24 protein-coding genes are annotated in these 22,423 nt (G+C 73.7%); 11 read left to right on the plus strand and 13 right to left on the minus strand.

Annotated elements, in window-relative coordinates; genetic code table 11:
* The first annotated feature begins 155 nt into the window (after positions 1-155).
* Together J0670_RS05580 and J0670_RS05585 are read left to right on the plus strand one after the other, a co-directional pair.
* Positions 156-1,034: a universal stress protein gene (locus J0670_RS05580; protein ID WP_207810203.1), complete on the plus strand. Its 879-nt coding sequence runs from the start codon at positions 156-158 to the stop codon at positions 1,032-1,034.
* Between the two features lie 127 nt (positions 1,035-1,161).
* Positions 1,162-1,695 (plus strand): flavodoxin domain-containing protein, encoded by a 534-nt coding sequence (locus J0670_RS05585; RefSeq protein ID WP_207810205.1) that lies wholly within the window; start codon positions 1,162-1,164, stop codon positions 1,693-1,695.
* Between the two features lie 138 nt (positions 1,696-1,833).
* Here the strand turns inward: J0670_RS05585 and J0670_RS05590 are convergent, their stop codons facing one another.
* A complete protein-coding gene (locus J0670_RS05590) occupies positions 1,834-2,703 on the minus strand; it encodes a universal stress protein (RefSeq protein WP_207810207.1) in 870 nt (289 codons plus the stop codon).
* A 297-nt stretch (positions 2,704-3,000) separates the two neighbouring features.
* Between J0670_RS05590 and J0670_RS05595 the strand changes: the two genes are divergently transcribed.
* The gene (locus J0670_RS05595; protein WP_207810209.1) at positions 3,001-3,612 is read left to right on the plus strand and encodes a hypothetical protein; all 612 of its coding nucleotides are present in this window, start codon (positions 3,001-3,003) and stop codon (positions 3,610-3,612) included.
* Positions 3,613-3,615: 3 nt separating this feature from the next.
* On the opposite strand, the gene J0670_RS05600 is transcribed toward J0670_RS05595, so the two are convergent.
* The gene (locus tag J0670_RS05600; protein ID WP_207810210.1) at positions 3,616-3,816 is read right to left on the minus strand and encodes a hypothetical protein; all 201 of its coding nucleotides are present in this window, start codon (positions 3,814-3,816) and stop codon (positions 3,616-3,618) included.
* Positions 3,817-3,853: 37 nt separating this feature from the next.
* On the opposite strand from J0670_RS05600, the gene J0670_RS05605 reads away from it, so the two are divergent.
* Complete coding sequence (locus J0670_RS05605) at positions 3,854-7,429, plus strand: hydantoinase B/oxoprolinase family protein (protein WP_207810212.1); 3,576 nt, start codon at positions 3,854-3,856, stop codon at positions 7,427-7,429.
* A 33-nt stretch (positions 7,430-7,462) separates the two neighbouring features.
* Here the strand turns inward: J0670_RS05605 and J0670_RS05610 are convergent, their stop codons facing one another.
* The 5 genes from J0670_RS05610 to J0670_RS05630 are packed head-to-tail and all read right to left on the minus strand — an operon-like array spanning position 7,463 to position 11,985.
* Positions 7,463-7,948: a hydrogenase maturation protease gene (locus tag J0670_RS05610; RefSeq protein ID WP_207810214.1), complete on the minus strand. Its 486-nt coding sequence runs from the start codon at positions 7,946-7,948 to the stop codon at positions 7,463-7,465.
* A 5-nt stretch (positions 7,949-7,953) separates the two neighbouring features.
* Complete coding sequence (locus tag J0670_RS05615; RefSeq protein WP_207810216.1) at positions 7,954-9,249, minus strand: Ni/Fe hydrogenase subunit alpha; 1,296 nt, start codon at positions 9,247-9,249, stop codon at positions 7,954-7,956.
* A complete protein-coding gene (locus J0670_RS05620) occupies positions 9,246-10,025 on the minus strand; it encodes an oxidoreductase (RefSeq protein WP_207810217.1) in 780 nt (259 codons plus the stop codon). Before J0670_RS05620 ends, J0670_RS05615 begins: the two co-directional genes overlap by 4 nt.
* Before the next feature lie 5 nt (positions 10,026-10,030).
* Positions 10,031-10,828, minus strand: a complete 798-nt coding sequence (locus tag J0670_RS05625; protein WP_207810244.1) for an FAD/NAD(P)-binding protein — start codon at positions 10,826-10,828, stop codon at positions 10,031-10,033.
* An 8-nt stretch (positions 10,829-10,836) separates the two neighbouring features.
* Entirely contained in the window at positions 10,837-11,985 is a 1,149-nt protein-coding gene (locus tag J0670_RS05630; RefSeq protein ID WP_207810219.1) for a 4Fe-4S dicluster domain-containing protein, read from the minus strand.
* A 200-nt stretch (positions 11,986-12,185) separates the two neighbouring features.
* Here J0670_RS05630 and J0670_RS05635 point away from each other — a divergent pair, with 200 nt between their 5' ends.
* Positions 12,186-13,205: a zinc-dependent alcohol dehydrogenase family protein gene (locus J0670_RS05635; RefSeq protein WP_207810221.1), complete on the plus strand. Its 1,020-nt coding sequence runs from the start codon at positions 12,186-12,188 to the stop codon at positions 13,203-13,205.
* A gap of 33 nt (positions 13,206-13,238) precedes the next feature.
* Here J0670_RS05635 and J0670_RS05640 read toward each other — a convergent pair whose 3' ends face one another.
* Complete coding sequence (locus tag J0670_RS05640; RefSeq protein ID WP_207810223.1) at positions 13,239-14,234, minus strand: nitroreductase family protein; 996 nt, start codon at positions 14,232-14,234, stop codon at positions 13,239-13,241.
* 264 nt (positions 14,235-14,498) lie between these two features.
* Here J0670_RS05640 and J0670_RS05645 point away from each other — a divergent pair, with 264 nt between their 5' ends.
* Genes J0670_RS05645 through J0670_RS05660 form a run of 4 tightly spaced genes read left to right on the plus strand, consistent with a single transcriptional unit; the run spans position 14,499 to position 16,409 of the window.
* A complete protein-coding gene (locus tag J0670_RS05645) occupies positions 14,499-15,161 on the plus strand; it encodes an OsmC family protein (RefSeq protein WP_307806394.1) in 663 nt (220 codons plus the stop codon).
* Positions 15,158-15,643, plus strand: a complete 486-nt coding sequence (locus J0670_RS05650; protein ID WP_207810225.1) for a CBS domain-containing protein — start codon at positions 15,158-15,160, stop codon at positions 15,641-15,643. The genes J0670_RS05645 and J0670_RS05650 overlap by 4 nt, the downstream gene beginning before the upstream one ends.
* Positions 15,633-16,061, plus strand: a complete 429-nt coding sequence (locus J0670_RS05655) for an Hsp20/alpha crystallin family protein (RefSeq protein WP_207810227.1) — start codon at positions 15,633-15,635, stop codon at positions 16,059-16,061. Before J0670_RS05650 ends, J0670_RS05655 begins: the two co-directional genes overlap by 11 nt.
* Positions 16,062-16,118: 57 nt before the next feature.
* Positions 16,119-16,409: a dsRBD fold-containing protein gene (locus J0670_RS05660; RefSeq protein WP_207810229.1), complete on the plus strand. Its 291-nt coding sequence runs from the start codon at positions 16,119-16,121 to the stop codon at positions 16,407-16,409.
* Between the two features lie 213 nt (positions 16,410-16,622).
* Here J0670_RS05660 and J0670_RS05665 read toward each other — a convergent pair whose 3' ends face one another.
* Together J0670_RS05665 and J0670_RS40175 are read right to left on the minus strand one after the other, a co-directional pair.
* Complete coding sequence (locus tag J0670_RS05665; protein ID WP_207810231.1) at positions 16,623-18,209, minus strand: MFS transporter; 1,587 nt, start codon at positions 18,207-18,209, stop codon at positions 16,623-16,625.
* Positions 18,181-18,627 carry an Rrf2 family transcriptional regulator gene (locus tag J0670_RS40175; protein WP_307806395.1) on the minus strand — a complete coding sequence of 149 codons (447 nt, stop codon included), beginning with the start codon at positions 18,625-18,627 and terminating at the stop codon, positions 18,181-18,183. The genes J0670_RS05665 and J0670_RS40175 overlap by 29 nt, the downstream gene beginning before the upstream one ends.
* A 332-nt stretch (positions 18,628-18,959) precedes the next feature.
* Here J0670_RS40175 and J0670_RS05675 point away from each other — a divergent pair, with 332 nt between their 5' ends.
* Together J0670_RS05675 and J0670_RS05680 are read left to right on the plus strand one after the other, a co-directional pair.
* A complete protein-coding gene (locus J0670_RS05675) occupies positions 18,960-19,274 on the plus strand; it encodes a helix-turn-helix transcriptional regulator (protein WP_207810234.1) in 315 nt (104 codons plus the stop codon).
* Positions 19,271-19,675: an SRPBCC domain-containing protein gene (locus J0670_RS05680; protein WP_207810236.1), complete on the plus strand. Its 405-nt coding sequence runs from the start codon at positions 19,271-19,273 to the stop codon at positions 19,673-19,675. Before J0670_RS05675 ends, J0670_RS05680 begins: the two co-directional genes overlap by 4 nt.
* An 18-nt stretch (positions 19,676-19,693) precedes the next feature.
* Here J0670_RS05680 and J0670_RS05685 read toward each other — a convergent pair whose 3' ends face one another.
* The 3 genes from J0670_RS05685 to J0670_RS05695 all read right to left on the minus strand — a co-directional run bounded on the left by J0670_RS05685 (position 19,694) and on the right by J0670_RS05695 (position 21,892).
* Positions 19,694-20,095, minus strand: coding sequence for a pyridoxamine 5'-phosphate oxidase family protein (locus J0670_RS05685; RefSeq protein WP_207810238.1), 402 nt, complete (start codon positions 20,093-20,095; stop codon positions 19,694-19,696).
* Between the two features lie 85 nt (positions 20,096-20,180).
* Positions 20,181-20,810: an MBL fold metallo-hydrolase gene (locus tag J0670_RS05690; protein WP_207810240.1), complete on the minus strand. Its 630-nt coding sequence runs from the start codon at positions 20,808-20,810 to the stop codon at positions 20,181-20,183.
* Entirely contained in the window at positions 20,807-21,892 is a 1,086-nt protein-coding gene (locus J0670_RS05695) for an S-(hydroxymethyl)mycothiol dehydrogenase (protein ID WP_207810242.1), read from the minus strand. Before J0670_RS05695 ends, J0670_RS05690 begins: the two co-directional genes overlap by 4 nt.
* Positions 21,893-22,423 lie beyond the last annotated feature (531 nt).

Here is a 22,423-nt window from a genome sequence, read left to right on the forward strand (position 1 = left end):
ACTTCCGGCACGAGGACGAGGACGAGCACGAGCACGAGGACGCCGCCGTGACCGACTCGTCCGGCCTGCACCTCTTCGCCGACTGACCGATCGCCGGGGTACCGGGCCTGCCTGACGTGGGAGAGGGGCCCGGCCGCCGTACCGGAGGAGGAGCCATGACATCCGTGAGTCCCTACGACGGGGTCCGTTCCGTCGTCCTCGGCGTCGACGCGCTCGACACCGGCCGGATGACCGCCGCCTGGGCCTCCGACGAGGCCGACCGACGGGGCCTGCCGCTGCGGCTGGTGCACGCCGTTCCGTCGCTGTTCCGCGAGTTCCGCCCCTTCGACCAGGGCCGGTACCACAAGGCCCTGCGCGAGCGCGCCGACCAGGCGCTCGACCGGGCCGCCCGCGCGGCCTGGGAGCGGCACCCGGGCCTGGCGCTGACGACGGAGGTCACCGAGGAGCTCCCGGCCCTGGCGCTGTGCCGGGAGTCCGCGTACGCCGAGCTGGTGGTGCTCGGCTCGCGCCGGCTGAACCGGCTCCAGGAGGCGATGAGCGTGTACTCGGTCGCCGTTCCGGTGAGCGCCCAGTCCCACTGCCCGGTGGTCGTCGTCCGCGACCCCGAACACGTCACCCAGGACCCTCCGTACGTCGTGCTCGGCGTGGACGGCAGCCCGTCCTCGGCCGCCGCCGTCGACTTCGCCTTCGACCTGGCGGCCGAGCGGCGCGCCGCCCTGCGCGTCCTGTGGGTCTGGCAGCGCCCGCCGGTCGGCAACCTCGACGACGACGCCACCACGGAGATCCTCCGCCGGCTGCTCTTCGAGTCGACCGCCGGCCGCCGCGAGCTCCACCCCGACGTGGCGGTGACCCACGAGCTGGTGCACGGCCACCCCGTCGAGGAACTGGGCGCCGCCTCCGAGCACGCCCTCGCCGTGGTCGTCGGCCGTCGGGGCGGGGGCGGCTTCACCGGCATGCGCCTGGGCTCCGTCCCCCACGGCCTGCTGCACCGCGCGCACTGCCCGGTCATCACGGTGCCCGCCTCGCCGGGCTGAACCACCCGGCCGGCACACCGCGCCGACCGCCGTCGACCGGCCCGCCCGGCGGGCCGAACGGGGCCGAACGGCCCGTGCCCCGGGGGTGCCCCCGGAGCGAGCCTGGGAATGACGAAAGGTGGAGACCATGCACACCGTGATCGTGTACGAAAGCATGTACGGGAACACCCGCGAGATCGCCGAGGCGATCGCCGAGGGCGTGCACCAGGCCGACCCGGAGGCCTCCGTCGACTGCCTCCCGGTGGCCGACGCCGACAGCGAGATGACCCGGACGGCGGACCTGCTGGTGGTCGGCGGCCCGACCCACCTGCACGGCATGTCCTCCGGACTGAGCCGCCGGATGGCCGCCGCCGCCGAGGGCAGGAAGGAAGGCCACGAGGACGCCGCCGCCGAAGCCCGGACGACCGCCGAGGGGCCGGGCCTGCGGTCCTGGTTCCACGACCTGCCGGACACCGAACCCGGCACCTACGCCGCCGCGTTCGACACCCGCGTCGCGACGCCCCATGCCGGCGGAGCGGCCGAGGGCATCGCCCACCGGCTCTCCGGCCACCACTACGACGTGGTCGCCGAACCCGAGGGCTTCATCGTGGAGGGCACCGACGGCCCGCTGCGCGCCGGCGAGCTCGACCGCGCCCGTGCCTGGGGCGCGCACCTGGTCTGATGGTCTGACGCGCACCTGGTCTGAACCGTCACCGCCGACACCGCTCAACCGCGCTCAACCGCGCTCAACCGCCGAACCGCCGCCGGGCCGGGCCGAATCCCGAAGGACTCGGCCCGGCCCGGTCGCGGCGCGGCCGGCTCAGGCCCCGCCCACCGCCCCGCTCCTCGGGCTGACCACCGCCACCGGGCACATCGCGTACTGCAACAGCGCGTGGCTGACGGATCCCAGGGCGAGCCCGTGGAAACCGCCCTTGCCGCGGGAGCCGACCACCACGAGGTCGGACCGCTCCGATGCCCGGATCAGTTCCAGGCTCGGCCAGGAGCGGAGCAGTTCCTCCTGCACCTTGACGTCCGGGTGCCGGGCGCGCAGCCCGGCGAGCTGCTCGTCCAGCTCCCGGCGGTACCGGGCCGCCATCTGCTCGGGATCCGGCTCCTCGGCGCTGGGCTCCGTGGGCATCGGCATGCCCCAGGTCTGGAGGACGTGCAGCGCGGCCCTGCGCAGGGACGCCTCCTCGAAGGCGTAGGCGAGCGCCGCCGAGGAGGTCTCGGAGCCGTCCGTGCCGACCAGGACGCGGTCGTGGCCGCTGTTGACGTAGCCGACCACCACGACCGGGGCGGCCGCGTGCCCGGCGACCTGGAGGCTGACCGAGCCGAGCAGGACGTTGCCCAGCCCGCCCTCGCCCCGGGCGCCCAGCACGATGGCGCTCGCGTGCGCGGACGCGTCGACGAAGACCTTCGGCGGGCGGCCGATGATCAGCTCGGGCGACACGTCCAGGTCCGGGTAGTTCTCCTTCGCCATCGCGGCGGCCTCGGCCACGATGTCCGCGCCCCGGTCACGGACGGTGCGCCACATGCCGGGCGGGTGGAAGGGGATGTCGTGCTCCCAGGTGGGCAGCACGTGGACGACGCGCAGCGGGGCCCCGCGCAGTGCGGCCTCGTGGGAGGCCCACACCAGGGCGCGCAGGCTCCGTCCGGAGCTGTCCACACCGACGATGACAGGTTCGGTCATGGCTGGGCCTCCGTGATCCGGCCGTAGGCGGTTGCGACGGCGCGCGTGCGCGCCGCTCGAACCCGTCGGGCCCCACCGCGCCTGCGCGCACCGCCCCCACGCCCAGGTTCGCTCCCCCGTGCCGGTGCCCATAGGGCCGTACGGGAGCGGGCACCGGTGCCCGTTCGGCTTCGCCCCTCGGGGCCGATCGGCCCCACCGCGGTGCACGGTTCCGGGGCCGGGCTGGAGCCGCCCACGGCGGCGGGGCGACACTGGTCGAGGGGCCGTCGGGGGGGCCGGAGGACGGGAGTGCACGGGATGTCCGACGTCGCGGACGGCGCGTACCGCGCCCTGATCGGCGAGCTGGCCGCTCTGGTACGGCTGGCCCACACCGCTCTGGTCGGGACGACGGCCGTACTGACCGGTCCGGCCACCGATGTCGACGGGGTTCCGGAGGCGGAGAAGGCCCTCGCGGACCTGCGGTCGCGGATCGAGGAGGACGCCGCCGGAACGCTCGGCGGGCCGGCCGGGGTCGTCGTCGGCGTCCACACCGGGTGTGCGGTCGAGGCGCTCGGGCAGTTGGTGGAGCGCCTGCTGGAGGCGGCCTGGGCGCGGCAGGAGCGGGAGCCGTTCGGCGAGCGGCTGCTGGCCCCCTTGCGCGGGATCGCGGACGCCTCCCTGGCCCTCGTCGCGCGGGCGGCCGACTCCCTGGAGTCCGGCGCGCCCGAGGAGGTGGCGGACGTGCTGACGGAACTGCACGAGGTCGCCCAACGGCAGCGGCTGCTGTACGAGCTGCTGCTCCCGGGGGCGTTCGCGGACCAGGTCGACACCGCCGATCTGGTGCTGCTGTCCTGCTGCTACCAGCAGTGCGCCGAGCACGCGGCGTCGATCGCCCGCCACGCGGTGCTGTTCTCGCGGCCCCCGGCCTGAGGTCTACGGCAGGCCCGCCAGGGCGGTCGCCTCCCGGAGCAGGAGCGCCGTGGGCTCGTGGCACACCATGCCCCGGTCGGCCACCGGCATCGGCCCCAGCGCGGGGTCCGCCCGCAGGCTCAGCACGTCCTGTTCGATCAGTATGTCCCGGTTGCCCGCCGACTTCGCCCGGCCGGATACTCGTGCGCGGGGCCACTCGCGCACGCGGCGACGACACGCGGCACGGCGGAGGGAGCCGGTGATGACATCCAGGGGCTGGCAGTTCTGGGTGGACCGGGGCGGGACCTTCACCGACCTGGTCGCGCTGGCCCCGGACGGCCGTCTGCTGACCCACAAGCTCCTGTCGCACGATCCCGCCCGCTACCGGGACCCCGCCGTGGCGGGGATCCGGGCCCTGCTGCCGCCCGGGGCCGACATCGAGGCCGTCCGGATGGGCACCACGGTGGCCACCAACGCCCTGCTGGAACGCACCGGCGAGCCGACCGCGCTGGTCATCACCCGCGGGTTCGCGGACGCGCTGCGGATCGGCTACCAGAACCGGCCGCGGATCTTCGCCCGCGAGATCGTGCTGCCCGAGCCGCTGTACGCCCGGGTGGTCGAGGTGGACGAACGGATCGCCGCCGACGGCGAGGTGCTGCGCCCTCCCGACCTCGACCGGCTCGCCGAGGACCTGCGCGGCTGCCTGCGCGACGGCGTCCGGTCCCTCGCCGTGGTCTGCCTGCACAGCTACCTGCACCCCGCGCACGAACGGGAGATCGGCCGGCTCGCCGAGCGGCTCGGCTTCGACCAGGTCTCGCTGTCCAGCGAGGCGAGCCCGCTGATGAAACTGGTGCCGCGCGGGGACACCGCCGTCGTCGACGCCTACCTCGGCCCCGGTCTGCGCCGCTACGTACGGCGGGTGGCGGACGAACTGGCCGGAGTCCGGCTGATGTTCATGCAGTCCAACGGCGGCCTGGCCGAGGCCGGCCACTTCCGCGGCAAGGACGCGATCCTCTCCGGCCCGGCCGGCGGCATCGTCGGCATGGTGCGGATGTCCCAACTGGCCGACTACGAACGGGTGATCGGATTCGACATGGGCGGCACCTCCACCGACGTGTCGCACTTCGCGGGCGAGTACGAGCGGGTGGTGACCACCCAGGTCGCCGGGGTGCGGCTGCGGGCGCCGATGCTGGCCATCCACACCGTCGCGGCGGGCGGCGGATCGGTGCTGCGCTTCGACGGCGAACGCCTGCGGGTCGGCCCGGACTCGGCCGGGGCGGATCCGGGGCCCGCCTGCTACCGGCGCGGCGGGCCGCCGACCGTCACCGATGCCAACCTGCTGCTCGGCCGGATCCAGGCCGGGCACTTCCCGAAGGTCTTCGGACCGGACGGCGACCAGCCGCTCGACCAGGATGTGACGAGACGTCACTTCACCGATCTGGCCGAGGAGATCGGCGACCGGTCGGAGGAGGAGGTGGCCGAGGGCTTCCTGCGCATCGCGGTGGGCGACATCGCCAACGCGATCAAGCGGATCTCCGTCCAGCGGGGCCACGACGTCACCCGCTACGCGCTGACCACCTTCGGCGGCGCGGGCGGGCAGGTCGCCTGCCCGGTGGCCGAGGCGCTCGGCATCCGCACCGTCCTGGTCCCGCCGATGGCCGGGGTCCTGTCCGCGCTCGGCATCGGCCTCGCCGACACCACCGTCCTACGCGAACACGCCGTCGAACAGCCCCTGGGGGAAGGCGAGATGAGCGCCGCACGCGCTCTGGCCGAGGAGCTGGCGCGGGCGGCGGAGGCCGAGCTGCTCGACCAGGGCGTCCCGCCGGACCGGATCCGGCTGACGTACCGGGCCCGGCTGCGCTACCGGGGGACCGACACCGCGATCGGCGTGCCGCTGGGTGAACCGGCCGCCATGGAGGCCGAGTTCGAGGAGCGGCACCGGGCCGCCTACTCCTTCCTGATGGACCGGCCGGTCGTGATCGAGGCGCTCTCCGTCGAGGCCACCGGCCTCACCGAGCAGCCCGAGCTCGCCGCCCTCTCCCCCACCACCGCCGACGCGCCCGCCGAACCCACCGATGTGCCCATGTTCTCCGGCGGCCAGTGGCGCCAAGTCCCCCTGCTGGAGCGCGAGTCGATGCGGGCCGGCGACACCGTGACCGGCCCCGCGGTGATCGCCGAGGCCAACGCGACCACCGTCGTGGACGACGGCTGGAGGGCCACGGCCACCCCCACCGGACACCTGCTGGTCGAGCAGGTACGGGCACCCGACGAGGAGACCGTGGGGACCATCGCCGACCCCGTCCTGCTGGAGGTCTTCAACAGCCTCTTCATGGCGATTGCCGAACAGATGGGCGCCCGGCTGGAATCCACCGCCCAGTCGGTCAACATCAAGGAGCGGCTGGACTTCTCCTGCGCGCTCTTCGACCCGGACGGCAACCTCGTCGCCAACGCCCCGCACATCCCCGTCCACCTCGGCTCGATGGGCACCACCGTCAAGGAGGTGATCCGCAAACGCGGTCCGCGACTGCGCCCGGGCGACACCTACGCCGTCAACGACCCGTACCACGGCGGTACCCACCTGCCGGACATCACCGTGGTGACCCCGGTCTTCGACCCCGCCGGGAAGGACGTCCTGTTCTTCGTCGCCTCCCGGGGCCACCACGCCGAGATCGGCGGCATCACCCCCGGCTCGATGCCCGCCGACAGCCGCGAGATCCACGAGGAGGGCGTGCTCCTCGACAACTGGCCGCTGGTGGTGGACGGGCGGCTGCGCGAGGCCGAGACCGTACGGCTGCTCACCGGGGCGCCGTACCCGTCCCGCGACCCGGACACCAACCTCGCCGACCTGCGCGCCCAGATCGCCGCCAACCGCAAGGGCGTCGACGAGGTCAACGCGATGATCGGGCACTTCGGCCTCGACGTCGTCCAGGCCTACATGCGGCACGTCCAGGACAACGCCGAGCAGGCGGTGCGCCGGGCCGTCGACGGGCTGCGCGACGGCTCCTACCGCTACGAGACGGACTCCGGCGCCGTGATCGCCGTCTCGGTGCGCGTCGACCGCCACAGCCGCAGCGCCACCATCGACTTCACCGGCACCTCTCCCCAGCTCGACGGCAACCTCAACGCGCCCTCCGCCGTCGTCACCGCCGCCGTGCTGTACGTCTTCCGTACCCTCGTCGACGACGACATCCCGCTCAACGACGGCTGCCTGCGCCCGCTGCGGATCGTCGTCCCGCCCGGCTCGATGCTCGCCCCGGAGTACCCCGCCGCCGTCGCCGCCGGCAACGTCGAGACCTCCCAGGCCATCACCGGTGCCCTCTACGCCGCGCTCGGCGTCCAGGCGGAAGGCTCCGGCACCATGAACAACCTCAGCTTCGGGAACTCCCGCCACCAGTACTACGAGACCATCGCCTCCGGCTCCGGCGCCGGTCCGGGCTTCGACGGCGCCGACGTCGTCCAGACCCACATGACCAACTCCCGACTCACCGACCCCGAGGTCCTGGAGTGGCGGCTCCCGGTCCTGGTCGAGGAGTTCGCCGTCCGCCCCGGCAGCGGCGGCGAAGGCCGCTGGCGGGGCGGCGACGGCGCGCTGCGCCGGCTGCGCTTCCGCGAACCGATGACGGTCAGCCTGCTCTCCGGCCACCGCCGCGTCCCGCCCTACGGCCTGGCGGGCGGCTCCCCCGGCGCCCTCGGCACCAACCGCGTCCTGCGCGCCGACGGCCGCACCGAGACCCTGCCCGGCTGCGGCAGCGCCGAACTCGCGGCCGGCGACGCCCTGGAGATCCGCACCCCGGGCGGCGGCGGCTACGGCCCGCCGGGCCCGGCACGCGAGCGCTGAGGACAGCGGGCAGCGCGTTCACGGACGGACCCGCTACGCTCCGTGCCCGTCCACCGCCCGGCGGACCTCCGCGACGACCTGCGGCACCGCCCGGGCGACGGCCGGGCTCAGCCCCTCACCGATCGAGAAGTCCTCGCCCTCGACGGCGACGATCAGCAGCTCGCGCGGCAGCCGGGCGAGCGCGGCGGCCAGGGCGACGGCGTGGCCGAGACCCAGGCCGTGGGTGCCGGCCGCCGCCGCCTCGTCCGCGAGGGGATCCGCGAGCAGGTGGTCGGCGTCGACGGTGACCCGGTGGATCCGGCCCGGCTCGCCGGGGTGACCGTGCACCGCGTCGATCACGACGGCCAGATCGGCACCCTCCCACAGCTCCATCAGCCGGGTGGGCTCGCCGTCGCACAGGGTGAGGCGGTCGGCGGGGAGGTCCTGGGCCGCGAGCTCCGCGAGGACGGCCACGGCGACGCCGTCGTCGTGGCGGTACTCGTTGCCGACGCCGATGACCACGGTCCGGTGGGATCCCATCTCCGTCAGCTCCGGTCCACGGTGAGGGTGAGGAAGTGCGCCGCGCAGGAGATGCACGGGTCGTAGTTGCGGATCGCCTGCTCGCACCGACGCGTCAACTCGGCGTCGTCCAGGTGGAGTCGGGCTTGGACGAAGTCCCGCAGATCGGCCTCGATGGCGGTCTGGTTCTGGGCGGTCGGCGGGACGATGACGGCCCGCCGGACGAGGCCGTCGGCATCGATGTCGTAGCGGTGGAACAGCAGCCCGCGCGGGGCCTCGGTGGCACCGTACCCGGTGCCCGCACGCGGCTCCACCGGGACGGCCGGGGCCGGCGGCGGCTCGTACCCTTCGATGATCCGCTGCGCCTCGGTGACGGCCCACAGCACCTCCACTGCCCGGACCACGATGCTGCGGAAGGGGTTGTCGCAGCGCGGACCGAGCCCGGCCTCGGCGGCCAGGGCCCGGATCTCCGCCGGGAGCCGCTCGCTGGAGAGGTTCCAGCGCGCGAGCGGCCCGGTGAGGTGGGGCCGGCCGTCGAGCGTGGCGTGCAGGGCGGTGGAGTGCGGCACCTGGTGTTCCCGGACGCGCTCCTCGAAGTCCCGCAGCGGGAAGGGCCCGCCGAGGGTGCCGGTGGGGGTGCCGGAGTCGATGGCGTAACCGTCGGGTTCGGTGAGCGCGAGCAGTTCGTGCCGCACGGCCAGCGGCGGGAAGTCGAACCCGGCCACCCAGCCGAGGGTTTCCTCGGCGTCCGTCCGCGCCTGGCGCAACACCGCCGCCAGGTGGTCGAGTTCGTCCCTGGCCGGAAGACGGTGGAAGCCGCCGATCCGGACGTTCACCGGGTGGATCGCCCGCCCGCCGAGGACCTCGACGATCCCGTTCCCGGCCTTCTTCAGCCGCAGCCCGCGCTGGAGCAGGGCCGCGTCGGTACGGGCGAGAGCCAGCGCGTCCGGCAGGTCCAGGAAGTCGGGGGCGTGCAGCAGGTAGATGTGCAGGGTGTGGCTCTCGATCCACTCCCCGCAGTACAACAGCCGCCGCAGCTGGGCGAGTTGGCCGTCCACCACCACCCCACAGGCGTCCTCCACCGCACGGCAGGCGCTCATCTGGTACGCGACCGGGCAGATCCCGCAGATGCGGGAGGTGAGGTCGGGCGGCTCGGTGTACCGGCGGCCGCGCAGCAGCGCCTCGAAGTAGCGCGGGGGTTCGTAGATGTCCAGCCGGACGGCCTCCACCCGGTCGTCGCGGACCGAGACGCGCAGCGCGCCCTCGCCCTCGACACGGGCCAGCGCGCCGACGGTGAGCAGCCGTTGGGTGCGGTGGGTCATCCGTCGTCCTCCGTCGTCTGCCGGGCGGCCTCCGCGAAGGCGGGGGCCTCGGCGTTGAAGGTGCGGTAGAGCCGGGCGGCGTCCGCCGTCGTCACGCCGTCGCGGCGCAGCAGCGGCAGCATGGCGCGGGTGTTCGGCGTCTCCATCGGGCCGAAGCAGCCGTAGCAGCCGCGCCCGTACGCCGGGCAGATGGCGCCGCAGCCGGCCTGGGTGACCGGGCCGAGGCACGGGGTGCCGTGGGCGACGGTGACGCAGGTGGTGCCGCGCAGCTTGCACTCGAAGCAGACGCTGTGGGTGGGGATGTCGGGCTTGCGGTCGGCGAGGTAGGCGGTGATGACCTCCAGCAGCTGCCGCTTGTCGATCGGGCAGCCGCGCAGCTCCAGGTCGACCTTCACATGGGCGGAGATCGGGGTGGAGCGTTCGAGGCTGTCAACGTACTCGGGGCGGGCGTAGACGACGGCCTGGTAGTCGGGCAGGCCCACCAGGTTGCGCAGGGCCTGGACACCGCCGGCGGTGGCGCAGGCGCCGATGGTCACCAGGTACCGGGACTGCTCGCGGACCCGCCGGACGCGCTCCAGGTCGGCGCCGGCGGCGACGGAGCCCTCGACCAGGGAGAGGTCGTAGGGCGGCGGCAGCTCGCGGCGGGACGCCTCCAGGAAGTAGCCGATCTCGATCCGCCCGGCGAGCGCGAGGAGTTCGTCCTCGCAGTCGAGGAGGGTGAGCTGGCAGCCGTCGCAGGAGGAGAACTTCCAGACGGCCAGTCGGGGGACGCGCACGGTGTTCACACCTCCGGGGTGGACAGCAGGCTCTCGGCGCGGTCCCAGCCGAGGATCGGGCCGTCCCGGCAGAGCAGGACGGGGCCGAGCTGGCAGTGGCCGCACCAGCCGGTGGCGCAGCGCATGTTGCGCTCCAGCGAGACCTGGACGCGCTCGGCGGCAACGCCCCGGCGCAGCAGGTCCCGTGCGGTGGCGCGCATCATCGCCTCCGGCCCGCACAGGTAGGCGGCGCAGTGGTCGGGCCGGAAGGCGGCGGCGTCCAGCAGTCCGGTGACCAGCCCGGTGGCGCCGCTCCAGCCGGGCTCGGGATGGTCGACGGTGACCAGGACGTCCGCCCGGGCGCGCCAGAGCGACAGGTCTTCGAGGAACAGCTGCTCGCCGGGGTCCCGGTAGCCGGTGAGCACCGCGAGCGTCCCGAACTCCGCCTCCCCGTTCAGGACTTCCTCGATCAGCGGGCGCAGCGGGGCGAGCCCGATGCCGCCGGAGACGATCAGCACGTCGCTGTGGCTCGGCGGGGTGCGCCAGGCCGTGCCGTACGGTCCGCGCGCGCCGATCAGGTCGCCGCGCCCGGCCCGGCACAGCGCCTCGCTGACCTTGCCGACCGCGCGGACGGTGTGCCGGAGGACGGGCCCGTCGATTCCGCTGACGGAGAGCGGGATCTCGCCGACCCCGAAGGCGTACAGCATCGCGTACTGCCCGGGGCGGAACGTCCGCAGCGGGGCGCCCGCCGCGACGAGGTCGAGGGTGACGGTGTCGGCGCTCTCCCGGCGGCGGGCCAGCACCCGGTACGGGACGGGGGTCATCGCGTGCATCACGGTGCTCCCTCGGGCGGGGCGCTCTCGGCGCGCAGAGCGGCGACCTCCTCGGTGATGTCGATGCCGACCGGGCACCAGGCGATGCAGCGGCCGCAGCCGACGCAGCCGGACTCGCCGAACTGGTCGTGCCAGGTACCGACCTTGTGGGTGAGCCACTGGCGGTAGCGGCTGCGGGCGGAGGACCGCACCGGGCCGGTGCCGTGCAGGTACGAGAAGTCGAGGTCGAAGCAGGAGTCCCAGCGGCGCCACCGTTCGGCGTGGTCACCGGTGAGGTCGGTGACCTCCTCGGTGGTGGTGCAGAAGCAGGTGGGGCAGACCATGGTGCAGTTGCCGCAGGTCAGGCAGCGGTTCGCGACCTGGTCCCAGCGTTCGGCGGTCATCGTGCCGGCCATCAGCGAGCGCAGGTCGGTGGCGTCCATCTCCCGGCCCATCCGGCCGGCGGCCTCGGCGACGGCCGCGCGGGCGCGCTCGCCGTCGGTGGGCCGGGTGGGGAGCCCGGCGAGGACCTCCTCCCCTTCCGGGCTGCCGGCGCGGACCACGTAGTGCGGCCCGTCCGGTTCCACCGTCTCCGTGAGCGCCAGGTCGTACGGCGGCGCTCCCGGCGGCAGGCCCGGTCCGGTGCCCATCGAGGCGCAGAAGCAGACGCCGCCCGGCTCGGTGCACTCGGCCACGACGAGGAACGCGCCGGAGCGCCTCCGCCCGTACACGGGGTCGACGTGGGCGCCGCCGGTCAGCACCCGGTCCTGGACGGCGATCGCGCGCAGGTCGCACGGGCGCACGCCGAGGAAGGCGTAGCGGGGCGGCGGCTCGTCGTCCTCACGGACGGTGACGGTGCCGTCCTCGCTCCGGTCGGCCTGCCAGAGCCGGGCCCGGGGCGGGTGCAGGAAGGTCTTCCAGGACTGCGGCCCGGCGGAGTGGGCGAAGGCCGCACCGTCCTCGCGCCGGCGCAGCCGGTAGCGGCCGGCCTCGGTCTCGACACCCCAGCCGTACGGCAGCTCCTGCGCCGAGGCCAGTTCGGCCAGCACGATCGCGTCGCCGCGCACGGTGGGCCCGATCACGGTGAATCCGCGCTGCCGCAGGTCCTCGACCAGCGCGGCCAGGCCCTCTCGGTCCAGTTCCGCGAGCGGTGCCGTCGTCGTCTCCATCGGCCCTCCTCCGGTTCACCGCCCGCGACTCCTCGGCGTGCGGCGCCGTACTCCCACTGTCCGACGCTCCCGGCGATCCCGCACGGGGCCGGTCGGCCCCGGACGGGCGGCATCCGGCCCCGGCCCGGGCGCTCACCCGTGTGCGCGGTCAGCGCGCCTGGACGATCCTGGGGGCGGGGGCGAGGACACGCGAGGCGGCGATGGACACGGCGGAGCAGACCGAGGGCTGGGTCGTGGCCCGGCCGGGACCGATGGAGACCGGCCCGTTGGTGTGGGAGCGGCGGCCGCTGCCCGCGCCCGGGCCGCAGGAGATCCTGGTGGAGGTGGAGGCGTGCGGGGTGTGCCGCACGGACCTGCACCTCGCGGAGGGGGACCTCTCCCCCAGGGTGGCGAGGTGCACGCCGGGGCACGAGGTGGTCGGGCACGTGCGGGCGGTCGGGTCGGCCGTCGAGGAGTTCGCGGTCGGGGACCGCGCCGGGGTGGCCTGGCTGGCCGGGACCTGCGGAGTCTGCGCCTACTGCCGGGCCGGCCGGGAGAACCTCTGCCCGGACTCCCACTACACCGGCTGGGACCGGCACGGCGGCTACGCCGGCCGGGTGACCGCGGACTCCCGTTTCGCCTACCGGCTGCCCGAGGGTCCACCCGCCGAGGAGCTCGCCCCGCTGCTGTGCGCGGGCATCATCGGCCACCGGGCGCTGGAGCGGGCCGAACTGCCTCCGGGCGGGCTGCTGGGGATCTACGGCTTCGGTGCCTCCGCGCACCTGACCGCCCAGGCCGCCCTCGCCCGGGGCGCCCGGGTGCACGTGTTCACCCGGGACGCGGCGGCCCGGCGGCTGGCGCTGGAGCTCGGCGCGGGCTTCGCCGGCGACTCGTACGACCCGCCGCCCGAACCGCTGGACGCCGCCATCCTGTTCGCCCCGGCCGGCGAGCTGGTGCCGGTCGCCCTCGCGGCCCTGGACCGGGGCGGCACGCTCGCGGTGGCCGGCATCCACCTCAGCGACATCCCCGCGCTCGACTACCAGCGGCACCTCTTCCAGGAGCGCACGCTGCGCAGCGTCACCGCCAACACCCGGGCCGACGGGCGGGCCTACCTGGCGGAGGCCGCCCGGACCCGCCCGGTGGTCCGCGTGCGCCGCTACCCGCTGCGCCGTGCCGACACCGCCCTCGCCGACCTCGCCGCGGACCGCGTCACCGGCGTAGCGGTCCTCGTCCCGGAGTAGCGGGGGCGGGGTGACGCCATGCCGGTCGGCCCGCTACCCCGCCGCCTCCACCGGGTCGAGGAGGACGTCCTCCACCGGGCGCCGCGGGGCGGCCGTACCGGGCGGGCCGTAGCCGAGGCGCAGCACGAGCTGGACGTGGCCGGGGCCCTCGGCCGTGTCGCGCAGGCGCCAGCGGGTGTCGGGGATCTCGACGGCCTGGTGCAGGACGGAGGCGCGCAGGCCGTGGGCGGTGGCGAGCAGCCAGACCCGTTCCATCGCCTGCCCGGTGCGCAGCCAGTCGGCCTGGTGGTCGAAGTGCGTGACGAGGGTGGCGAGTTGGGGCAGGGCCTCGAAGCGCTCGGCCGGGGTGGCGTGGTGCGGAGGGTGGCCGGTGAAGCCGCGCATCGGGACGCGGGCGTCGCGGTCGTGCGAGCCGAGGGCCGCGAGCGGGATGCCGTCGTAGGACGGTTCCACGCGCAGCCAGCGCCGGGTCTCGGCCTCGCGGGTGACGTCGGCGGCGATCCGGGCCTCGGCCTCCGCGGTGAGGGCGAGGACCCGACGCACGTCGTGCTCCTCCAGCATGGTGAGCGTGACGCCCTCCTCCCGGGCGGCCACGATGAGTTCGCCGACGAGCGCCTCGGGGACGTCCCGGTTGGTGAACGCGTGACGGCTGGAGTGGCGCTTCGGAACGACCGGGTAGAGGTCGGGGCCGAAGGGCGACGGCGTGCGGGCCGGTGCGGACAGGTCGAGCACGGCCCGCGGTTGTCCGTCCTCGCCGGACGGGAGCAGCCGGACCTCGGCCGCGCGGCCGAGGTGGGCGGCGGCCACCCGCAGGTTGAACAGGGCGGCGCCGATCGAGATGTGCAGCGCTCTGCCGTCCGGATCGGCGGCGGGCACGGTCCGGCCGAGGTCGGCGAGGACCTCCAGGCCGAGCAGGTCGGGCGTCGGGCGGAAGCGCCAGGGCTGGCTGTTGTGCAGCGATGGCGCCAGGGTCCCTGCCTCCGCGAGCAGCCGCAGGTCGGAGGCGGTGAGGGCGGTTTCGGTGGTCATGGTGGTTCACTCCCTGCTTCCGGCGGGGAGCGCCGGTGATTCGAGCATCCGCCGTTCCGGCGGTGCCGGGCGAGGGTCCAACGGCCCTGAGCGGTCGGCCGAGTGGCACCGGGTGTCGCGACCGCGCCACCCCGACCGTCCCCCTCCCGCCGATGGGGCCCACCTGCGGGCCGAACGGCCCTGCCGGTGCCGGCCCGACGGCGGTCTGCTGGACGGCAGAGGCCCGGTTCACCACCGCGGGCCCTGAACACCGGAGGCACGGCCGTGCTGACCGACGATTCCCGCACCACCACCCAGCAGCTGATGCGCACCGCGTGCGGACGGACCATCGCGGTGTCCCGCTTCACCCCGGCGGTCCTGCCGGAAACCGGCCGGGTCGTGCTCGACACGAACCGCGAGCCGTACGACACGCAGCAGGTCTGGATCCCGCTCACCCCGGCCGAGGCCCGCCGGCTGGCCGGAATGCTGCTGCGCCAGGCCGCCGCCGTCGATCGCCCCCAGGCCGTGCGGCCCGGGCGGATCGAGGTGGACGCGGTGGCGGGAGACATGTACGCCATCGGTGTCCGGTCACACGCCCTGGCCGTCGACCAGCCCCTCGACGCGGGCGGCGCGGACACCGCGCCGACCTCGGTCGAACTGTGCGCCTCCGCCCTGGCCTCCTGCACCGCCCACTACGCCGGCGGCTACCTCGACCGCCACGGTCTCAGCCGCGACGGCCTGCACGTCACCGCCGACTACACCATGGCCCAGGACCGCCCGGCCCGGATCGCCTCGGTGTCCATCGAGGTCACCGCGCCCGGTCTGCCGCCCGAGTTGGAGGCCGGTCTGCTCGCGGTCGTCCGCCACTGCGCGGTGAAGAACACGCTCGACCACCCGCCCGAGGTCGAGATCTCGCTCGACGGCGCCGGAAGAACGCTCGCATCATGAGGGCCGTTGACCTGATGACCGCCCCACCCGTCACCGTCGGCCCCACCACGACGGCCTTCGAGGCCGCCCGCCGGATGGAACTGGAGGCGGTCGGCTGCGTCCTCGTCACGGACGACGACCGACTGCTGGGCATCCTCACCGACCGCGACCTGACCGTCCGCGGGCTCGCCCACGACCACGACCCCGCTCGACCGGTCTCGGAACTCATGACCACTCCGGTCGCCACCGTGGACGCCGATGCCGACCTCGACACCGCCTACCGCGACTTCCGTCGTACCGGTGTCCGCCGCCTTCCCGTCCTCGACGACGGCCGCCCGGTCGGCGTCCTGACCGTCGACGACCTGCTGCGCGACGTCGTCGAGCGGCTCGTCGACCTCCTCGTCCCGGTCTCCCGCAGCGCCCTCAGGGAGGCCGTCGCACCACGACCGTCCGACCATGGAAGTACCGCAACCCGTCCCACTGGAGGCCGTCATGGCCAGTGAACTGCTCAGAAGATTCCCCTTCGCCCCCCGGTGGCCGTCCCTGCCGGACCTCTTCGAGGACTTCCCGCTCGACCTCCGCGTTCCGGAGGGCGAGCACGTGATCCGCATCGAGGAGTCCGAGACCGACGGGGTCTACCAGCTCAAGGCCGAACTCCCCGGCGTCGACCCCGACAAGGACATCACGATCAGCGTCGACGACGGCGTCCTGACCGTCCGGGCCGAACGCACCGAGGAGAAGAAGGAGAAGCACCGCTCCGAGTTCCGCTACGGCTCGTTCACCCGCAGCGTCCGGCTGCCCGCCGGCGTCCGCGAGGAGGACGTGACCGCCGCCTACGACCAGGGCGTCCTGACCGTCCGCGCACCCATCGGCGAGACCAGGAAGCCCGCGCGCACCATCGAGATCACCCGCGGCAGCTGACCCGACCGACCTGCCGGGCGGGCCCGCACCCGCCCGGCCGCACGGAGGACCGGACCCATGACCACCCACACCCCGGCACCGACGCCGACACCGACACGCACCAAGCGGTGGACCCTCCGCCTCGACCTCTTCGAGGAGGGCGACACGACCAAGGTCCACGCCGTCCTCGACACCGGCGACAACACCCTGCAGTCCCGCACCACCGCCCACCGCAACCCGAACGACCCACCCGTCCCCGAGATCGGCGACGAGTACGCCGCCGCCCGCGCCCTCATCGACCTCGGCCACCAACTCCTCCGCGCCGGCATCGCCGACGCCTCCGCCAACGACCGCTCCGAGACCACCTGACGGCCCGCTGGGGCTCACCGATGTCCCAGGGAACCAGCACCTCACCGGGGGCGGCGCCGTCGAAGGAGCGCGCCCCGCGTACAACGCCTCGTATTCCCTGTCCTCTTGAGAGGAAGTCCGCTTCGTGGTCCTGCCGGTCCCCTTGTCGCTCGCACGCTCGTCAACCACCACTTGGTGGATCTGGTGCGCCCTGGATCCGGGGCAGTCGCGCCCCTACTGAACGTTGTTCACTTCTTGCGCCGGCGCTGCCTCGGTCCTCGGTCCGGCCTCGGCCCCGGAGCCGACCGCGGGGCGCATCCGTGACGCGACGATGAGTGTGAGGACGACGAGCGCGGCCATGGCCAGGAAGACATCGGAGTAGGCCGAGCCGTGGTGACCGGAGTAGAGGGGGTTGATGGCGTCACGGCCGCCCTGCTGCCTCGCGGACACCAGCACACCGAACACGGCGGGGCCGGTACCGGCCCCGAGGAACTGGGCGCCCTGGAGGATCCCGAGGCCGACACCGACCTGCTCGGGGGGCAGTTCGCTCGCTGCGGCCCCGATGATGGTGGTCATCACGAGCATGAAGCCGATGCTCAGCCCGAGGACCCCGACACCGGCGAAGACCACCGAGGAGCCGCCGGTGAAGGACGAGAGGAACAGCGAGAACAGCCCGATGAGGCCGAGCCCGGAGAGCACCAGGACCCGCGTGTTGACGCGGCCGGCGAGGCGTCCGATCCACGGCGAGAGGAGCGCGGTCACGACTCCGGCCGGGATCATGACCAAGGCGCCCTTGCCCGGGGTGAGTTCGTTGACCTCCACCAGCAGCAGCGGGACGAACACCAGACCGCCGAGGTTGACGACCATGGCCAGGAACGCGACGAGGATGCCGGTCCGGTAGACGCGATTGGTGAACAGCGACGGCGGAACGAACGGCTGGTCGACACGGATGGTGCGCACCCCGAAGAGCACGAGCGCCGCGATCGCCACCACGAGGCTGCCCCAGGACAGGGGGTCGGTGAAGCCGGAGACCTGAGCCCGGGTCATGCCGAACAGGACGAGACCGGCTCCGAGGCCGAGGAGCATGCCGCCAGCGAGGTCGAGCCGGCCCGAGCCCTGCGGAGTCTCGTCCGGAAGTACGCGCAGGGCCGGGAAGAGCAGCAGCAGCGAGACCACGAGCATGATCCAGAACAGCGCGGGCCAGCCGAGCGCTTCTCCGATGCCGCCGCCCAACGCCGGTCCAGCTGCGGTGCCGACACCCGCTCCGGCGGAGACGACGCCGATCCCGACACCGCGCCGCTCCGGCGGCAGCAGCGTCGTGACGGCGATGATCGAGAGCACGGGAATCGCGGCCGCGCCGATGCCCGTCACGATCCGCCCGGCCACGAGCGCGGCCAGACTCGGGGAGATCGCGCAGATCAGGCTCCCGACGGCGTACGTGAGGAGCGCGAAGGCGAAGAGACGACGCAGGCTCACGCGGTCCGAAATGCGGCCGTACAGGGGAATCCCGACCGAGAGCATCAGCAGGAAACCGGTGACGACCCAGGCGAGTTCCGCCTCGGAGGCCCCAAACTCGGACCCGATCGTCGGAAGCATCAGATTGACCATGTCACTGGCCGTGACCGTGGCGAGGATCGCCGGCATCAGCACGACCAGTAAGCCCAGTCCTGAGCCGGTCCGCTCGGTCGCTGTCGACGTGGAAGTCATACGAGCCCCTTCGGGTGACTTTCCGCCACCATGATAGTTACAGTTAAGGCAAAAAGAGGGCGGAGGACAATGCCTCCGCCATCGGTCAGCTGATGACGCGTTGTGCGACCTCACGCTCACTGTCCAGCACTTGCTGGACGAGGTGGGCGATCGTCGTCCGCCCGAGCCGTTCCTTCATGGCCCGCTCCGCGTCCTGGAACTCCACCTCGAGCAGTCTCTGCATGTTCCGCCCCACCTCGCATTCGGCGCTCGGCGGATGCGGGTGCCGCGAAAGGATCGGCCCCGCCTCCACGGCGGTGTACGCGTCGTAGAGCGTGATCTCGCGGGCGGGCCGGGCAAGCGACCAGCCGCCGTTGCGTCCCTCGGCGGACCAGACCAGATCGGCATCCCGCAGGCTGCCGAGGATCCGCCGCACCAGAACCGGATTGCTGGCCAGGCTCTCCGCGATCTCTGCGGAGGTCAGCGAGCGATCCCAGCGCCCCAGCATGGTGAGTGCGTGAATCGCGACCGCGCTCCTACTGCTGATGCTCACCGTGACCCCTTCGTGGTGGTCGCCTCGCCGATCCAACTGCAACAACGCTAGTTGCAGTTTGATCCACGTGTCAATCCGGCATGCCAATCGCGGGGAACCCTCCGGGCAGCGGGACCGTACGCGTGCGACATCACCAGGGCCAGCGCCATTCCTCGTTCTGCGGAGATCAGAAGATCGTCGACCCCGGGTTCTCGCAGCTGTTTCCACGGCGCCCGACCGGCTGCCTTCCTCGCCCTCAACGGCAACCCGCAGCCTCGCGAAAGTCCGTCCGAGAGCGAGCCACGCGTCGGGAAAAGTTGACATGTCGGAGATCTCCGACGCATGGTGGGGGCATGGCGGACGTCGATGTCTTCAGCGCGCTGGCCAATCCCGTGCGGCGCAGGCTCCTGGAGAGCCTGCGGGAGGGGCCGCGGGCGGCGGGTGAGCTGGCTGGGGAGTTCGAGCTCAGCCGGCCGGCCGTGTCCGAGCACCTGGCGGTGCTGCGGAACGCCCGGCTGGTGCGCGAGGAGCCGAGGGGGCGACACCGCTACTACCACCTGGAGCCCGCCCCGCTCGCCGAGGTCGAGGAGTGGCTCCACCCCTTCGAGCACTACTGGCGGGCGCGGATGCGCTCGCTGCGCGAGCTCCTGGACGAGGAGAGTTCATGACCGAGAAGGCCGCGATCCACTGCGACGAGTTCCTGCCGTACCCGCCCTCGCGGGTGTGGGAGGCGCTGACCGATCCGGAGCTGCACGCGCGGTGGTGGGCCGCCGGGGATGTGAAGGCGGTGGTGGGGCACCGGTTCACGCTGGACATGGGGCCGTTCGGGCAGCAGCCCTGCCAGGTGGTCGAGGTGGAGGTCGAGCGGCTGCTGAAGTACCGCTTCGCCGAGGGGACGCTGGACACCACCGTCACCTGGCGGCTGGTGCCCGAGGGCCACGGGACGCGGCTGCTGCTGGAGCACGCGGGCTTCGACCTGGACACCCCGATGGGCCGGCAGGCGCACCAGGGCATGGGGCAGGGCTGGCCGTCGGTGCTGCGCCGGATCGCCCCCGCGCTCGCCGAGTAGCCGGGTCGGGAGAGGCCCTCAGGCCCGGCCGAGCACCCGGTCGACGGTGATCTCGATGACCACCCGGTCCGGGTTCACCCGGGGCTCGCGGTAGCGCTCGGCGTAGCGCCGCTCCGCGTCGGCGACCTGCTCGGGCGCGTCCCGCAGCACCGCCACGCCCTCCAGGGTGGACCAGCGGGCCCGGTCCACCTGGCAGACCGCGACCCGCAGCCCCTGCGGCCCGGCCGCCTCGACGTTGCGCGCCTTGCGGCTGGTGCGGCTGGTGATCACCCGGGCGATGCCCGCCTCCGGCTGGAAGGTCACGCCGACCGGCACCACGTGCGGCGTGCCGTCGGGGCGGGTGGTGGTGAGGGTGGCGATGTGCCGCTCGCGCCAGAAGGCGAGGAAGGCGTCGTCGAGGTCGCGCGGGTCGTGGGCCATGATCGCGATCGTACGGCCCCGGGGAACGGTCGAATCCCCCGGGGCCGTACGAACCGACGCTCTCGCCGTACCAGCCCCTACGGCCTCAGTGGCCGCGCGCGATCCACTCCGGCAGGGCCGGGGCCTCGGCGCCGATCGTGGTCGGGTCCCCGTGGCCGGTGCGCACCACCGTCTCGGCCGGGAGCGACAGCAGCCGCTCGCGGATCGAGTCGATGATGGTCGGGAAGTGCGAGAACGACCGACCGGTCGCGCCCGGACCGCCCTGGAAGAGGGTGTCGCCGGTGAAGACGGTGCCCAGCTCCGGCGCGTACAGGCAGACCGCACCCGGCGCGTGGCCCGGGGTGTGCAGCACGGTCAGCGCGGTGCCGGCCACCTCGATCCGCTGCCCGTCGGCGAGTTCGCCGTCCGGGAGCCGCTCGGGGTGGGTGAGTTTCCACAGCGGCAGGTCGTCCGGGTGCAGCAGGATCGGCGCACCGGTGCGCTCGGCCAGGGCCGGGGCGGCGTCGATGTGGTCGTTGTGCGCGTGGGTGGAGACGATCGCCAGCAGCCGGCGCCCGCCGAGCGCGGCCTCGATGGCCTCGGCGTCGTGCGCGGCGTCGATCACCACCGCCTCCTCGTCGTCGCCGACGATCCAGACGTTGTTCTCCACCTCCCAGCTGCCGCCGTCGAGCTCGAACGTTCCGGCGGTGACGAGGCGGTCGATGCGGGGCGTCACAGGACCACCACCGAGCGGAGCACGTCGCCGTGGTGCATGCGCTCGAAGGCCTGCTCCACCGCGTCCAGTTCGATGGTCTCGGTGACGAAGGCGCCGAGGTCGAGGCGGCCCTGGAGGTAGAGGTCGATCAGCATCGGGAAGTCCCGGGAGGGCAGGCAGTCGCCGTACCAGGAGGACTTGAGCGCGCCGCCGCGGCCGAAGACGTCCAGCAGCGGCAGTTCGAGGGTCATCTCCGGGGTGGGCACGCCGACCAGGACGACGGTGCCGGCGAGGTCCCGGGCGTAGAAGGCCTGCTTGTACGTCTCCGGGCGGCCGACGGCCTCCACGACGACGTCCGCGCCGTTGCCGCCGGTGAGCTCGCGGATCGCCTCGACCGCGTCGGTGGTGCGGGAGTTGACGGTGTGGGTGGCGCCGAGCTTGCGGGCCGTCTCCAGCTTGCGGTCGTCGATGTCCACGGCGATGATCTTCGCCGCGCCCGCCAGCCGGGAGCCCATCACGGCCGCGCCGCCGACGCCGCCGCAGCCGATCACCGCGACGGAGTCGCCCCGGCCCACGCCGCCGGTGTTGATCGCGGCGCCGAGGCCCGCCATCACGCCGCAGCCCAGCAGGCCCGCGACGGCCGGCTCGGCGGCCGGGTCCACCTTGGTGCACTGCCCGGCGGCGACCAGGGTCTTCTCGGCGAAGGCGCCGATGCCCAGGGCCGGGGACAGCTCGGTGCCGTCCAGCAGCGTCATCTTCTGCTTGGCGTTGTGGGTGTTGAAGCAGTACTGCGGGCGTCCGCGCTTGCAGGCGCGGCACTGGCCGCACACCGCGCGCCAGTTGAGGACCACGAAGTCACCGGGCTCGACCTCGGTGACGCCCTCGCCGACCGACTCGACGATGCCCGCGGCCTCGTGGCCGAGCAGGAACGGGAACTCGTCGTTGATGCCGCCCTCGCGGTAGTGGAGGTCGGTGTGGCAGACACCGCAAGCCTGGATCCGGACCACCGCCTCGCCGGGGCCGGGATCCGGCACCACGATCGTGGTCACCTCCACGGGCGCGCCCTTGGCACGCGCGATGACTGCCTTGACCTGCTGGGCCATCCGATTCCACCTCCGTCGGCCGGTGCGGCTCTGCTACCGGCGTGACCTGCGACAAGCGACTTGCAGAAGACTGCGCACGAAGCGTATCGCCCGCCGCCGCGGCCTCCGACGGAGCGGGTCGGGTGATCCGGCTCACCGCGCGAACCGACCGTTGCCCGAGTGAGCCCGCGCGGACCGGACCGCCGGGCTCGCCACCGGTACGTGCCGTTGGCATATCCGCCGCCTGACCACGTCTCATGCGGCGCTCGCCCCGGCGCGACCCGAAACCGGGGGCGCGCGGGCGGCACTAAGCGCCCGTCAGCGCGCCTCGAACTGCCCGGAAAGCGCCGCCGTTGGCTCAAAGTGCCGCAGACGGGCGCCCCGCCGTCCACGTACGGTCGTAGCAGAAGCGGTCCACGCGACCACGCTCAGCACACCCGCCCCACCCGTCGGCGCGCCACCGCGCGCCGCACGTGCCGGGTGCGTACCGACCGTACGCCCCGCACGTTTCGCGCCACCCCGCGTACGGGCCCGCGCCCTGAACGAGGAGCC

This window comes from Streptomyces sp. FH025 (assembly GCF_017427025.1).
Taxonomy (GTDB): domain Bacteria; phylum Actinomycetota; class Actinomycetes; order Streptomycetales; family Streptomycetaceae; genus Kitasatospora.

Excerpts from the sequence above, each read along its gene's own strand:
- J0670_RS05635 (WP_207810221.1), top strand. The coding sequence starts at position 12,186 with ATGGACACGGCGGAGCAGACCGAGGGCTGGGTCGTGGCCCGGCCGGGA.
- J0670_RS05630 (WP_207810219.1), bottom strand. The coding sequence starts at position 11,985 with ATGGAGACGACGACGGCACCGCTCGCGGAACTGGACCGAGAGGGCCTG.
- J0670_RS05655 (WP_207810227.1), top strand. The coding sequence starts at position 15,633 with ATGGCCAGTGAACTGCTCAGAAGATTCCCCTTCGCCCCCCGGTGGCCG.
- J0670_RS05675 (WP_207810234.1), top strand. The coding sequence starts at position 18,960 with ATGGCGGACGTCGATGTCTTCAGCGCGCTGGCCAATCCCGTGCGGCGC.
- J0670_RS05695 (WP_207810242.1), bottom strand. The coding sequence starts at position 21,892 with ATGGCCCAGCAGGTCAAGGCAGTCATCGCGCGTGCCAAGGGCGCGCCC.
- J0670_RS05685 (WP_207810238.1), bottom strand. The coding sequence starts at position 20,095 with ATGGCCCACGACCCGCGCGACCTCGACGACGCCTTCCTCGCCTTCTGG.
- J0670_RS05680 (WP_207810236.1), top strand. The coding sequence starts at position 19,271 with ATGACCGAGAAGGCCGCGATCCACTGCGACGAGTTCCTGCCGTACCCG.
- J0670_RS05590 (WP_207810207.1), bottom strand. The coding sequence starts at position 2,703 with ATGACCGAACCTGTCATCGTCGGTGTGGACAGCTCCGGACGGAGCCTG.
- J0670_RS05640 (WP_207810223.1), bottom strand. The coding sequence starts at position 14,234 with ATGACCACCGAAACCGCCCTCACCGCCTCCGACCTGCGGCTGCTCGCG.
- J0670_RS05610 (WP_207810214.1), bottom strand. The coding sequence starts at position 7,948 with ATGGGATCCCACCGGACCGTGGTCATCGGCGTCGGCAACGAGTACCGC.
- J0670_RS05585 (WP_207810205.1), top strand. The coding sequence starts at position 1,162 with ATGCACACCGTGATCGTGTACGAAAGCATGTACGGGAACACCCGCGAG.
- J0670_RS05625 (WP_207810244.1), bottom strand. The coding sequence starts at position 10,828 with ATGACCCCCGTCCCGTACCGGGTGCTGGCCCGCCGCCGGGAGAGCGCC.
- J0670_RS05595 (WP_207810209.1), top strand. The coding sequence starts at position 3,001 with ATGTCCGACGTCGCGGACGGCGCGTACCGCGCCCTGATCGGCGAGCTG.
- J0670_RS05660 (WP_207810229.1), top strand. The coding sequence starts at position 16,119 with ATGACCACCCACACCCCGGCACCGACGCCGACACCGACACGCACCAAG.
- J0670_RS05615 (WP_207810216.1), bottom strand. The coding sequence starts at position 9,249 with ATGACCCACCGCACCCAACGGCTGCTCACCGTCGGCGCGCTGGCCCGT.
- J0670_RS05650 (WP_207810225.1), top strand. The coding sequence starts at position 15,158 with ATGAGGGCCGTTGACCTGATGACCGCCCCACCCGTCACCGTCGGCCCC.
- J0670_RS05605 (WP_207810212.1), top strand. The coding sequence starts at position 3,854 with ATGACATCCAGGGGCTGGCAGTTCTGGGTGGACCGGGGCGGGACCTTC.
- J0670_RS05580 (WP_207810203.1), top strand. The coding sequence starts at position 156 with ATGACATCCGTGAGTCCCTACGACGGGGTCCGTTCCGTCGTCCTCGGC.